Here is a 12,966-nt window from a genome sequence, read left to right as displayed (position 1 = left end):
TCCCGCCGGCCGGTGCCAATGCACCACGCTCACCATCGGCTCCGCGCCCGCCGGAGTCGGCGCGGAACCCGGGCTCAGCGCGAGACCCGGACTCAGCGCGAGACCCGGACTCAGCGCGAGACTGTCGCTCCCTGAGATGGGCATCGGTTCGGCGCGTGTCCGGCGGTCCGTGATGCGCCATGTCAGACACGAACCTTCGGCTTGATCTCGTCGAATTTGCGTGGACCTATGCCATTCACCTCGCGCAGCTGCTCCACGCTGGTGAATCCGCCGTGGCTGTCGCGGAACTCCGTGATGCGGGCGGCGAGGACCTCTCCCACGCCCGGGAGTTGTTCGAGCTGCTCGATCGTGGCGGAGTTGAGGTCGAGGATGGCCGCGGCCGGATCTGCGGCGGGAGAACCGGGAGCGGCTGCGCCTGCAGGGGCGCCTACCATGATCTGCTCGCCGTCTATCAAGCGTCTGGCGAGGTTGAGCGAGCCGGTGGAGGCGCCACGGGCCGCCCCTCCGGCCGCCGTCACCGCGTCCGCCACCCGGGCGCCCGCTGGGAGCAGGTAGACGCCCGGTTTGCGGATCTTGCCGGTGATGTGCACGGTCACCTTCGAGGTGGGGGACGGCGTCGAGGGCGCAGCCGGGGTGAGAGGCGGTAGCGGCTCCGGTGTGGGCTGAGCTCGCCAGACGAAGAAGGCGGCGACGGCTACCGCGAGGGCGCCCACGGCGAGCAGCACCCGAAGTCCCGGCTTGCCTGGGTCGAGGGCAGGGGCCTGCGAGGCTAGGGACGCGCGAAAGGCCTGGAAGGAGGGTGGCAGGGACGGTAGGGGGATCGAACCGCTGTTGCGTCCAGGTCGTAGTGGTAGCCGGCCATCATCGCGGCTCGGTGATGCCAGGGCCGGGCCGCTGTTGCTACTCCCTGGTGGCAGGGCCGAGCCGGTGTCGTTGCGTGGCGGTTTCTGCGTGGGGACGCCGTGGCGAGGTGATGGTGGTGCGGGAAGCGGGCCGCCGTTGTGGCGGGGCTGATCAAGCGTGGCGGAGCTCTCGTTGACTCCTGCCCGGTGCGGGAGTGCGGCGGTCTCGCCCCATCCGCTCTCCTCCCCGACGTCCGGTGGGTAGCCGGGCCTCTCCCAAGGCGTCGGCTCCTCGATCCGGGTTTCGAGCGCTTGAGACACGGCGCCGGTGCCGCCGGCGCTCTGCCTTGCCGCGGCGCGCTCACCGTCGCCGCCGGTGCGCCGAGGGAGGAGCCGGCGGGGGCGGCGGGCAGGGGTCATGATCGACCGTAGCCGGGACTCGGCTATGGCGCGCTCTGCGGTCGGATCAGGCGTTCGCACGCCAGACAACGTAGGGCCCTAGCGGCCGCTGTGAAGGCCCGAGCGGCGTTCTGGGGACAGCGGAGGTATCGGTGTGGGGCTGTGGATAGAGGGGCGACAGAGGCGCTCTTGAGGCCGCCGCGTGCCCATCAGGCAGCTAGGCGTCGCAGGGCGCGACGGTCAGGCCCAACATTCCTGGGCCCACGTGGGCGCCGATCGCCAGGCCGACCTCCACCACTCGCAGGTGCACCAGGCCGGGCACTCGTTTCGGCAGACGTTCGGCGAGGGCTTCGGCCCGGGGTCTTGCCGCCAGATGCTGGACCGCCACCTCCACCGGGCCCGTACCGGCCGCCTGCACCGCCAGGTCCTCCAGGCGGCCGATGGCGCGCGTCGGCGTGCGGACCTTCTCCAGCAGGGAGATCTGGCCGCTCACGATGTGCAGGAGGGGTTTGATCATGAGGGCGGAGCCGAGCACGGACGCGGCGGTGCCGATGCGGCCACCGCGCCGCAGGTATTCGAGCGTGTCGACATAGAAGAACGTCCGCGTGGCCTCGGCACAGCGGCGGGCCGCGGAGGTCACCGCCTCCAGCGACGCGCCCTCCGCGGCGGCGCGCGCCGCGGCAAGGACCGGGTAGCCGAGGCCCATCGCGATCGAACGGCTGTCGATCACTTCCACGGGTACGGGGGCGTCCCGCGCGGCTAACCTGGCCGATTCCACGGTGCCCGACATTTCGCCGGATAGGTGGATGGAGACCACCGCTGTGGCGCCGGCCGCGGCCAGAGAGGAGTAGCAAGCGGCGAAGCGGGCCGGGGAAGGGCGGGAGGTGACGGCGGAGGCCAGGTCTCCGAGGGAGTCCGCGGCAGCCCGTGCCCCTGGGTTCGCGCCGCACGGGTCCGCACGATCCGGCGTCCCGGCACCGTAAGAGCCCTCATCGTATGGAGTGCCCTTCACGATCACCTGCAGCGGCACGACCGTGACACCTGGCACCGCAGGCAGGTATGCAGATGAGTCCGTGATAACGGCAACCGTGCGCGACATATGCCGAGATTAGCCAGTCGGCCGGTCCCGTGAAGCGGTTACTGGACCGGCGTCCCGCCCCGCCACACCCGGCGCGGCTTGAGACCGAAGGACCAGGCGAAGGCACCCTCGTGGTCGGCGTCCCACTGCACGATGTCCGCCAGCCGCCCCGGCGCCAGGACGCCGCGGTCGGGAGCGCCCAGGACGGTGGCGCCACCGAGGGTGGCGGCGCGGAGCGCGTCGTTGACGCTCATCCCGAACGCCGAAACCGCCATGGCGATCACCAGCGACATCGACGTGATGCCGCAGTAGCCGGGGTTGTGGTCGCTGCCGAGCGCGATCTGCACGCCGTGCTTGATCATCTGGCGGACCGGCGGCAGGTGGCCGCGCTGGAGTGCCGTGGCGGGGCAGACGACCGCGGGCACGCCGTAGCGGGACATGATCGCGATGTCCTCGTCCGACATGTGGTGCAGGCAGTCGGCGGAGGCGCAGCCGAGCTCGGCGGCCAGCTGGACGGCGCCGCGGCGGCTGAAGAGGCCTGCGTGGATGCGCGGCAGCAGACCGACGTTGCGGCCGGAGGCGAGGACCCAGCGGGATTCCTCGGTGGTGAAGTGGCCCTCGTCGCAGTAGACGTCGACGCTGTCGGCGCCGGCAGCGGCCGCGTCGGCGCACCAGGCGCCAACGGCCTCGACGTATTCGCGCTGGCGGCCGAAGTATTCGGGTGGTACGACGTGCGCCGCGAGGAACGTGACGTGCACGCGCGGCATCATCGGCTCCTTCTCCAGCTCGCGCAGGAGCCGCACGTCGGCCAGCTCGCCGTCGCGCGTGAGGTGGTAGCCGGTCTTGGCCTCGACGGTGGTGGTGCCGCTGAGCAGCCAGCCGCGCAGCCGCTCGCGTACGCCGTTGCACAGCGTCCACGGGTCGGTGCCGCGGGTCACGGTGACGGTGGAGCCCACGCCGCCGCCCGCCGCGGTGATCGAGGCGGCGCTGGAGCCGCCGGTGCGGATGGCGAGCTCGGCGTAGCGGTTGCCGGCGTAGACGGGATGCGTGTGGGCGTCGATGAGGCCGGGAGTGACCAGCGCGCCGCCGAGGTTTTCGACGTGGTCGACGTCGACGATGTCGTCGACGACCCCGGGCACACTCTGCGGCAGGTCGGGGGCTCGCCCGACCCACGCGATGCGGTCGTTGTGCACGAGAATGGCCGCGTTGCTGAGGACCTCGTTGCCGGTCCAGAGGCGGCCGATGTTGGTCAGGAGCCGAACGGTCACCGCATCACCGCCCTGCGTGAGCCCCCGCGCGGGCGCAGAGCCCAGCGCACGGCCCTTGCCGCGCCCACTGAGTCCGCTCCGGGTCCGGACGACATGGGGGGTCTCCTGCTCTCATCCGCGTCGAGTTGTGCGGTGACCGTATCGCCGGGGTCATGATCCGGCGATTTCGGTTCAGTTACGTTATTTCACATGTTGGGCTGGTGTACAGGGTTATTCGGAAGAAAGACCACAGATCCCAACCGCCACCCAGCCCCGCCTCGTACGCCTGGCCCCCGCTGACGACTTCGACACCATGAGTCATCATCTGAAACCCAGAACCCACACCCTAAAAGCTAGAAGACCTACGTTAGGTCTGGCCAATCCTAGCAATAGCCGGGGTTCGGGGACCACTGTCGCTTTTAGGCAGCTCTGCGCGCTTTGCGGCCAGAGCTGCCCAACCGTGCCGTGATGAGCCGCCGACGGCATCACCCGTGCCGAGCGGCCCCACCGTACCGCAGCACGGCGGGCCCGCCCACCGGAATCGTCAAAAGACGCGTTCGACCGGTTTGCCCGCCCGCTCCAGCTCCTGGAACAGGCTGGGCAGCACGCGGGCGTGCAGAATCGTGCCGTCCTCCACGTGGTCCACGGAGAGCACCTCGCCCTCCTTGTGGGCCCGCGAGATCAGGTCGCCCCGCTCGTACGGCACCAGCAGGTGCACCTCCAGGTCCAGCCTGGGGAGCTCGCGCTCGATGAGCGCGATCAGCTCGGGGATGCCCTTGCCCGTCCGCGCCGACACCACGATGCTGTCCCGCTCACGCCGCAGCACTCGATCGATCACGTCGGGATCGGCCGCGTCGGCCTTGTTGATCACGACGATCTCGCGGATGTCCCGGGCGCCGTCGATGTCGGCGAGCACCTCGCGCACCGCCGCCAGCTGCCCCTCGGGGTCGGTATGCGAGCCGTCGACCACGTGGAGGATCAGGTCGGCCTCGGCGACCTCCTCCAGCGTCGAGCGGAAAGCCTCGACCAGCTGGTGCGGCAGGTGGCGTACGAAGCCGACGGTGTCGGCGATCGTGAACAGCCTGCCCTCGGGCGTGCGCGCCCGGCGCACGGTCGGGTCGAGGGTGGCGAACAGCGCGTCCTCCACCAGGACGCCCGCGCCGGTGATCCGGTTGAGCAGCGAGGACTTGCCGGCGTTGGTGTAACCCGCGATGGCCACGGCCGGGACCTCGCGCCGCTGGCGCTGGTGACGCATGGTGTCGCGGGCGGTGGACATGCCGCCGATCTGCCGGCGCAGCTTCGCCATCCGCTCGCGGATGCGGCGGCGGTCCAGCTCGATCTTGGTCTCACCGGGGCCGCGGCCGCCGATGCCGACGCCGCCGGCGGCCCGGCCGCCGACCTGCCTGGACAGGTTGCCACCCCAGCCGCGCAGGCGAGGCAGCAGGTATTGGAGTTGGGCAAGCTCGACCTGCGCCTTGCCCTCGCGGCTCTTGGCGTGCTGGGCGAAGATGTCGAGGATCAGCGCCGTACGGTCGATCACCTTGACCTTGACCGTCTCCTCGAGCTGGCGGAGCTGACCGGGGGTCAGCTCGCCGTCGCAGATCACTGTGTCGGCGCCGTGGGATTCGACCACGTCGCGTAGCTCCAGTGCCTTGCCGGAGCCGATGTATGTGGCCGGGTCGGGCTTCTGCCGACGCTGGATGAGCCCGTCGAGCACCAGCGACCCTGCCGTTTCCGCCAGGAGCTTGAGTTCGAGCAGGGAGTTGTCCGCGTCCTCCGCGGTGCCCGAGGTCCAGACGCCGACGAGGACGACCCGCTCGAGTCGTAGCTGCCGGTATTCGACTTCGGAAATGTCCTGAAGTTCAGTGGACAGACCTGCCACACGGCGGAGCGCCTGGCGCTCCTCGAGGTCGAAATCGCCGGTCTCGAGCGTGATGTTTTCGTGCATTCGTGTCATCTCTATGAGGGAACGTCTGGACACCTCGGTGTCTTCCCACGATGGTGGCAGACATCCCCAAGGTAAGCATCTGAGTTATGCGGGCACCACGCTGACGTTGCCGGAGCCCGCGCTCAAGGAGATCTTGTTGGGTGAGGAGGCGTCGTCCTTGACCGAGACGGTCACGTCGCCGGATCCCGTGTCGGTCTTCACGTCGTAAGCCCCGTCGGGAACGTTGAGCACGACGTCTCCCGATCCGGCCTTCAGCTGTGCGCTGGTGGGCGCCGTCGTGTACTTGAGCTCGATGTTCCCCGACCCTGCTTCGGCGACCACCGCCTTGCCCGCCAGGTCCGAGCCGTCCACGTCGCCGGAGCCGAGGTGCACGTCGATGCCCCCGGTCAGGGCCCTGAGCGTGATGTTGCCCGAGCCGCTGTCGAGGTCGACCGCCAGCCCCTTCGGGACCTCGATCTCGTAGTCGACGCTGCAACTGCCCCAGTTCGACGGGCAGTCATACGTCACGAACAGGGCACCATCCTCGACCTTGTGCTCGGGCTTGGGCTTGTCGTCGCCGCGCCAGCGGAGCTTCTCGACGACCCGCACGGCCGCGCCGTCGGTCTCCGTGATGACGGTGTCGCCGGAGTGGCTTTGCAGCTGCAGCTTGGTGACCTTGTCCGTCACCTCGTAGGACGTCGTGTCCTGGTTCGTGGGGCCGGCGATGGTGCCGAGCCCGCAACCTGTCAGCAGCACTGCCGAGGCCAGCAGCCCGCCCGCGATCGCAATCGTCTTCATGCTTTGAATCCTGTCGCGGTGAGGCCGCCGATCCCATCAGGTATGCCCCCGAAGAACCCCCGAGGCATACCCCACCTTTGACCCGGGAAGCAGGAGGGGAGTAGCTTCACTTCCACATTCCAGAAGTGATTTTCCACAGAGCGGAAAAGAGGTCCCATGGAGATCACCGGCCCGATCCTCGACCGGTTCGACGAGATCCTCACGCCGGAGGCGCTCGATTTCGTGGCGGCTCTCCAGCGGGAGTTCGGCGCCACGCGGCTGGAGCTGCTGGAGGCACGGCAGACGCGGCAGGCGGAGCTGTCGAATGGCGGCATGCTCGACTTCCTCCCCGAGACCAAGGAGGTCAGGGAGGCCGACTGGCAGGTCACGCCACCGGCGCCCGGCCTGGAGGACCGCCGGGTCGAGATCACCGGGCCCGTCGACAAGAAGATGACCATCAACGCGCTCAACTCCGGCGCCAAGGTGTGGCTGGCCGACTTCGAGGACGCCAACTCCCCGCTCTGGGAGAACTGCGTGGCCGGCCATCTCAATCTGCGGGACGCACTCGACCGCACTATCGACTTCGAGACCGGCGGCAAGGCGTACGCGCTCAAGCCCGACGACGAGCTGGCCACGGTCGTGGTGCGGCCGCGGGGCTGGCACCTGGACGAGAAGCACGCCCAGGTGGACGGGCAACCGGTGTCGGGGTCACTGTTCGACTTCGGGCTCTACTTCTTCCACTGCGCCCAGCGGCAGATCGACAAGGGCAAGGGCCCGTACTTCTACCTGCCCAAGATCGAGTCGTACCTGGAGGCGCGGCTCTGGAACGACGTGTTCACCAGGGCGCAGGAGCTGCTCGGCATCCCGTACGGCACCATCAGGGCCACCGTGCTCATCGAGACCTATCCCGCGGCGTTCGAGATGGAGGAGATCCTCTACGAGCTGCGCGACCACTCGGCGGGGCTCAACGCGGGCCGCTGGGACTACCTGTTCAGCGTGATCAAGAAGTTCCGCACCAGGGGCCGCGAGTTCCTGCTGCCCGAGCGGAACGCGGTCACGATGACGGCCCCGTTCATGCGCGCGTACACCGAGTTGCTGGTGCGCACCTGTCACAAGCGCGGCGCGCACGCCATCGGCGGGATGGCCGCGTTCATCCCCTCGCGCAGGGACCCCGAGGTCAACGCCGTGGCGCTGGAGAAGGTGCGGGCGGACAAGACGCGCGAGTCGGGTGACGGGTTCGACGGGTCGTGGGTGGCGCACCCGGACCTGGTGCCGATCTGCCGCGAGGTGTTCGACGGGGTGCTGGGCTCGCGACCCAACCAGCTCGACCGGCTGCGCGAGGACGTCAGCGTGACGGCGGCCGACCTGCTGGCCGTCTCGGAGACGCCCGGCGAGATCACCGAGACGGGGCTGCGTAGCAACGTGGACGTGGCGCTGCGTTACCTGGCCGCCTGGATGGGCGGGCTGGGCGCGGTGGCGATCCACAACCTCATGGAGGACGCGGCCACGGCCGAGATCTCGCGTTCGCAGATCTGGCAGTGGATCCATAACGACATCACGCTCGCGGACACGGGCGCGCAGGTGACCAAGGAGCTGGTCGAGCAGATCATCTCCGATGAGCTCGCCAAGATCGCCGGTGAGCCGGGTTACGACGAGAAATTGTTCGACCAGGCCACCGCGTTGTTCAAGGAAGTGGCGCTGGACGACGACTTTGCCGAGTTCCTGACTCTTCCCGCATACGCCCGCATGCCGTGAATAATCGGAAACGGAGGTGATCGAGTGCTGGACACGCTGGTGGCGGCACTGCGTTCGCTGCTGCCCCCTGACTCCGTGATCACCGATCCGGTACGCCTGCGCACCTACGAGTGCGACGGCCTGACCTACCACCGGGCGACCCCGGCCGTGGTCGTGTTGCCGGACACGGCCGAGCAGGTCGCCCGCGTGGTACGCCTGTGCAACGACTTCGGCGTGCCGTTCGTGGCCAGGGGCTCGGGCACGGGTCTGTCGGGCGGCGCGCTCCCGCGGGAGGACGGCGTGCTCATCGTCACCTCCAAGATGCGCGCGATCCTGGAGATCGACCTGGACAATCGCCGGGCGGTCGTGGAGCCCGGCGTGACCAATCTGGCCATCACCGAAGCCGTGCGCGACCGGGGCTATTACTACGCCCCTGACCCCTCCAGCCAGCAGGTCTGCTCGATCGGCGGCAACGTGGCGGAGAACTCCGGCGGCGCCCACTGCCTCAAATACGGCTTCACCGTCAACCACGTCGAGGCCTGCGAGATCGTCACGCCGGACGGCGACCTGGTCACGCTCGACCGCATGGACCCCGGCTACGACCTGCTGGGCGCGTTCATCGGCTCAGAGGGCACGCTGGGCATCGCCACCAAGATCACGGTACGGCTCAGCCGCGCGCCGCAGGCCGTGACCACGGTGCTGGCCGCGTTCGAGAGCATCGAGCAGGGCGGCCAGGCGGTGTCGGCGATCATCGGGGCCGGCATCGTGCCGGCCGCGATCGAGATGATGGACGCGCTGGCCATCGAGGCGGCCGAGGCGGCGGTGGCCTGCCGCTACCCGGAGGGCGCGGGAGCCGTGCTGATCGTCGAGCTGGACGGGCCCGAGGCGGAGGTCGAGCGGCAGTTCGCGCAGCTCACCGAGATCTGCTCAGGGGCGTTCGAGCTGCGCGTGGCGGCCGATCCCGCCGAGCGGGCGGCGATCTGGAAGGGGCGCAAGTCCGCGTTCGCGGCGGTGGGCCGCATCAGCCCGGCGTACATCGTGCAGGACGGCGTGGTGCCGCGCACGTCCCTGCCCAGCGTGCTGGCCGCCATCGACCGGCTGTCGGCCGAGCACGGGATCAGGGTCGCCAACGTCTTCCACGCCGGCGACGGCAACCTGCACCCGCTGGTGTTGTTCGACGACGCCGAGCCGGGCGCGGGCGAGCGGGCCGAGGTCGTCTCCGGCGCGATCCTGGACCTGTGCATCGAGCACGGCGGCTCGATCACCGGCGAGCACGGGGTCGGCGTGGACAAGAGCCGTTACATGCCGCGGATGTTCAGCGAGGCCGACCTGGACACGATGCAGTTGGTCCGGTGCGCGTTCGACCCCCGCGGGCTGTCCAACCCGGGCAAGGTGTTCCCCACGCCGCGGCTGTGCGGGGAGGCGCCGGGCCTGCGCAAGGGTGTGCATCCGCTGGTGGAATCCGGGAAGGCGGAGCAGTTCTGATGCTTGGGTCTGACGCTGGGGTTTCTGACGCTGGGGTGGCGGTCAGGGAGGCGGGCGCGGACGACGCCGTCAGCGGGGTCAAGCCGCGCTGGGTGGCGTTGCCGGAGACGGTCGAGGAGATCGCGGCCGTGCTGCGTGCCTGCGCGGAACGGGACCTCGCGGTGGTCCCTGCCGGTGGCGGCACGAAGCTGCACTGGGGCCCGCCGCCGGAGCGGTGTGACGTCCTGCTCGACATGTGTTGCATGAACGAGATCCTGGAGCACGCGGCCGGCGACCTCGTGGTGCGGGCGCAGGCCGGGGTGACGACGGACGCCCTGGCCGCCGCGCTCGCGGACAAGGGGCAGGAGCTCGCGCTGGACGTGCCGTTCGCCGAGGACACGACGGTCGGCGGCACGCTGGCCACCGCGACCGCGGGGCCGCGCGCGTTCCGCTACGGCACCGCTCGCGACCTGCTCATCGGCATCACGGTCGTGCTGCCCGACGGGACGGTCGCGCGTTCCGGCGGCAAGGTGGTCAAGAACGTCGCGGGCTATGACCTCGGCAAACTCTTCACCGGCTCGTACGGCACGCTCGGCGTCATCGCGGAGGCCACGTTCCGCCTGCACCCGCTGCCCGCCGACCGCCGCTGGATCACGGCGGAGCTCGATCGCGACGAGCTGCCGCCGATCGCCGCCGCGCTGGCCGCCTCGCAGGCCGAGCCGAGCGCCGCCGAGGTGGACTGGCCGGATCCCGGCGGGCCGCTGACCTTGGCCGTGCTGGTCGAGGGCACGGCCGCCGAGTCCAGGGCCGAGGCGCTGCGCGCGCTGGTCGGCAAGGGCTCGGTGACCGGCGCGCCCCCGTCGTGGTGGGGGCTGATCTCGAACGACGACGTGCTGGTCGAGGTGCGGTTCCCGGGCACGGGCACGAAGGCCGTGCTGGAGGCGGTGGCCGGTGCCGGGCTGTCGCTGCGGGGCTCCGCGTTGTCCGGGCGGGTGTTGCTGGAGTCGTGGGGCTCGATCGGGGAGCCGGAGCTGGCCGCGGCCGTGTCCGGCCTGCGGGCGCGGGTGGAGGCGGCCGGCGGGCGGGTGACCGTGCTCGCCGCCCCATACGAGGGCATCGACCGGTGGGGGCAGGTGGCGGGGCTGCCGCTGATGCGGCGGGTCAAGGAGCAGTTCGATCCCGGGCGCAGGATGTCTCCTGGCCGGTTCGTGGGAGGGATCTAGAGGTGGACCCGAAACTGATCAACGATTGCGTGCACTGCGGGTTCTGCCTGCCGACGTGCCCCACCTACCTGCTCTGGGGCGAGGAGATGGACTCGCCGCGCGGGCGGATCCACCTGATGCTGCAGCACGTCGAAGGCACGCCGATCACCCCGGAGATGGCAGGACATTTCGACGCCTGTCTGGGGTGCATGGCGTGTGTGACCGCCTGCCCGTCCGGGGTCAAGTATGACCGGCTGATCGAGCTGACCAGGGCGGAGGTCGAGCGGGAGCACGAACGCGACCCGCAGGAGCGGGCCGTGCGCGGCATCGTGTTCTCCCTGTTCCCTTACCCGCGCAGGCTGCGGCTGCTGCGGCCCGGGATGTGGCTGGCCGAGCGGATGGCGCCGTTGCTCACGCGCGTCAACCCCAGCCTCGGGGCCATGGTAGCGCTCGCGCCGCGCGTGGAGCGGCGGCAACGGTTGCCGCGGGTGGTCCGGGCGAGGGGTGAGCGGCGGGCCGTGGTCGGCATGCTCACCGGCTGCGTGCAGGGCGAGTTCTTCCCCCAGGTGAACGCGGCCACCGCGCGGGTGCTCGCGCTGGAGGGCTGCGACGTGGTCATCCCGCCGGGGCAGGGCTGCTGCGGGGCGCTCAGCGTGCACTCCGGGCGCGAGGATCAGGCCAAGCGGCTGGCGCGGCGCATGGTCAGGACGTTCGAGCGGGCCGGGGTGGACACCGTCGTGGTGAACGCGGCCGGCTGCGGCTCCTCCATGAAGGAGTACGCCGTGCTGCTCGGCCGCGAGCCCGGCTTCAAGGTGCGTGACCTGTCGGAGTTCCTGACCGAGCTGGGGCCCGTGGCCAAGCGGCATCCGCTGCCGCTCACCGTCGCCTACCACGACGCCTGCCACCTGGCCCACGCCCAGGGCGTGCGCGCCCAGCCGCGCGAGTTGCTGAGCGGCATCCCCGACCTGGAGCTGCGCGAGATCCCCGAGTCGGCCATCTGCTGCGGCTCGGCGGGCACGTACAACATCTTCCAGCCGCAGGCCGCCCGCGACCTGGGCGACAGGAAGGCCAAGGCGGTCGGCTCGACCCGGGCCGAGCTGCTGGTCTCCGCCAACCCCGGATGCACCATGCAGATCGCCGCCGCCATGCGGCGGGCCGGCGCGGAGATCAGGGTGGCGCACACCGCCGAGGTGCTGGACGCCTCGCTCCGCGGGGTGAGCTTGTGAGCGAGCGGAGCGAAGGAACCATCAGACGTGGCAGTGCACTCACAGGGCCGACGAAGGAGGCCCTGTGAGTGTCCAATCGGTCGAGCGGGCGCTCGATGTGCTGGAGGCGCTGGCCGAGCACGGTGGCGAGGCCGGACTGTCGGAGATCGCGGCCAGGACCGGGCTGCCGTACGGCACCATCCACCGGCTGCTGCAGACCCTGCTCGCGCGCGGCTACGTGCGTCAGGAATCCGACAGAAGGTACGCCCTGGGCGGCGGCCTGGTGCGGCTCGGCGGCATCGCGGAGAGCATGGTCGGCGTGTGGGCGCAGCCGTACCTGACGAAGATGGTCGAGCTGTCCGGCGAGACCGCGAACTTGGCCGTGCTCGAAGGCGACTTCGTGGTCTACGTGGCGCAGGTGCCCTCGCCGCGCAGGCTGCGCATGTTCGCCGAGGTCGGCCGGCGGGTGCTGCCGCACAGCACCGCCGTGGGCAAGGTGCTGCTGGCGGGGCGGGCCAACGGCGACGCGGTCGCCGTGTTCGAGCGGACCGGCATGCCGCGCCGCACCCCCAACACGATCACCGACCTCACCGACATGCTGACCGAGCTCGACGTCGTGAGGGACCGCGGCTATGCCATGGACCTGGGCGAGGAGGAGCTGGGGGTGCACTGCCTGGCCGTGCCCGTGTGGGACGGCAACCGGGTGGTGGCCGCGATGTCGGTGTCGGGGCCCGCCGAACGCATCGACGCACGGGACCGCGACGAACTGGCCGAGGGCCTGCGCAAGATCGCCCTCGATTTCGGCAACGAGCTCAGCCCTCCGGCTTAGCACCGCGCCATAGCCGGCGGATCGGCCCATTACCTTTGAGGCATGTGTAGGAGCATCAAGACCCTGCGGCCCCCGTTCACCGAGAGCGTGACCGAGGAGGACGTGCGCGCGGCCGCGCTGCAGTACGTCAGAAAGATCTCCGGCTTCCGCGCGCCCGCGGCGCACAACGCCGAGGCGTTCGACCGGGCCGTCGAGACGATCACCCGGGCGTCGGAGGAGCTGCTGGGGGCGCTTCAAGTTCGCGGATCTCGTTGACAGGCTC

Annotated in this window: 11 protein-coding genes; 6 read left to right on the top strand and 5 right to left on the bottom strand. The window is 70.3% G+C overall.

All coding sequences use genetic code 11. From position 1 onward, the window contains the following. Positions 1-182: 182 nt before the first annotated feature. The 5 genes from ACTWPT_RS14935 to ACTWPT_RS14915 all read right to left on the bottom strand — a co-directional run bounded on the left by ACTWPT_RS14935 (position 183) and on the right by ACTWPT_RS14915 (position 6,291). Complete coding sequence (locus tag ACTWPT_RS14935) at positions 183-725, bottom strand: ComEA family DNA-binding protein (RefSeq protein WP_443177944.1); 543 nt, start codon at positions 723-725, stop codon at positions 183-185. A gap of 733 nt (positions 726-1,458) precedes the next feature. Beyond that, positions 1,459-2,271 carry a DegV family protein gene (locus ACTWPT_RS14930; RefSeq protein WP_443177943.1) on the bottom strand — a complete coding sequence of 271 codons (813 nt, stop codon included), beginning with the start codon at positions 2,269-2,271 and terminating at the stop codon, positions 1,459-1,461. Between the two features lie 107 nt (positions 2,272-2,378). Next, the gene (gene hutI / locus ACTWPT_RS14925) at positions 2,379-3,587 is read right to left on the bottom strand and encodes an imidazolonepropionase (RefSeq protein WP_443177942.1); all 1,209 of its coding nucleotides are present in this window, start codon (positions 3,585-3,587) and stop codon (positions 2,379-2,381) included. A gap of 523 nt (positions 3,588-4,110) precedes the next feature. Next, positions 4,111-5,514: a GTPase HflX gene (hflX, locus tag ACTWPT_RS14920; protein WP_443177941.1), complete on the bottom strand. Its 1,404-nt coding sequence runs from the start codon at positions 5,512-5,514 to the stop codon at positions 4,111-4,113. Positions 5,515-5,598: 84 nt separating this feature from the next. Then, a complete protein-coding gene (locus ACTWPT_RS14915) occupies positions 5,599-6,291 on the bottom strand; it encodes a DUF4097 family beta strand repeat-containing protein (RefSeq protein ID WP_443177940.1) in 693 nt (230 codons plus the stop codon). A 156-nt stretch (positions 6,292-6,447) separates the two neighbouring features. Here ACTWPT_RS14915 and aceB point away from each other — a divergent pair, with 156 nt between their 5' ends. The 6 genes from aceB (at position 6,448) to ACTWPT_RS14885 (ending at position 12,959) form a co-directional block, all read left to right on the top strand. Then, on the top strand, positions 6,448-8,025 hold the full coding sequence (gene aceB / locus ACTWPT_RS14910) for a malate synthase A (RefSeq protein ID WP_443177939.1): 1,578 nt from the start codon (positions 6,448-6,450) through the stop codon (positions 8,023-8,025). Between the two features lie 27 nt (positions 8,026-8,052). Beyond that, entirely contained in the window at positions 8,053-9,489 is a 1,437-nt protein-coding gene (locus tag ACTWPT_RS14905) for an FAD-linked oxidase C-terminal domain-containing protein (protein WP_443178000.1), read from the top strand. Further along, positions 9,489-10,691: an FAD-binding oxidoreductase gene (locus ACTWPT_RS14900; RefSeq protein ID WP_443177938.1), complete on the top strand. Its 1,203-nt coding sequence runs from the start codon at positions 9,489-9,491 to the stop codon at positions 10,689-10,691. Before ACTWPT_RS14905 ends, ACTWPT_RS14900 begins: the two co-directional genes overlap by 1 nt. A 2-nt stretch (positions 10,692-10,693) precedes the next feature. After that, entirely contained in the window at positions 10,694-11,896 is a 1,203-nt protein-coding gene (locus ACTWPT_RS14895; protein WP_443177937.1) for a (Fe-S)-binding protein, read from the top strand. A 64-nt stretch (positions 11,897-11,960) separates the two neighbouring features. Continuing rightward, on the top strand, positions 11,961-12,704 hold the full coding sequence (locus ACTWPT_RS14890) for an IclR family transcriptional regulator (RefSeq protein WP_443177936.1): 744 nt from the start codon (positions 11,961-11,963) through the stop codon (positions 12,702-12,704). A gap of 42 nt (positions 12,705-12,746) precedes the next feature. Continuing rightward, the gene (locus ACTWPT_RS14885) at positions 12,747-12,959 is read left to right on the top strand and encodes a DUF2277 domain-containing protein (RefSeq protein ID WP_192791071.1); all 213 of its coding nucleotides are present in this window, start codon (positions 12,747-12,749) and stop codon (positions 12,957-12,959) included. Positions 12,960-12,966: the final 7 nt, after the last annotated feature.

The sequence above is a fragment of the Nonomuraea sp. 3N208 genome (genome assembly GCF_052245935.1).
GTDB lineage: Bacteria > Actinomycetota > Actinomycetes > Streptosporangiales > Streptosporangiaceae > Nonomuraea.
The sequence above is the reverse complement of the archived record's forward strand: the minus strand, read 5'-3'. Positions and strand labels throughout refer to the sequence as shown.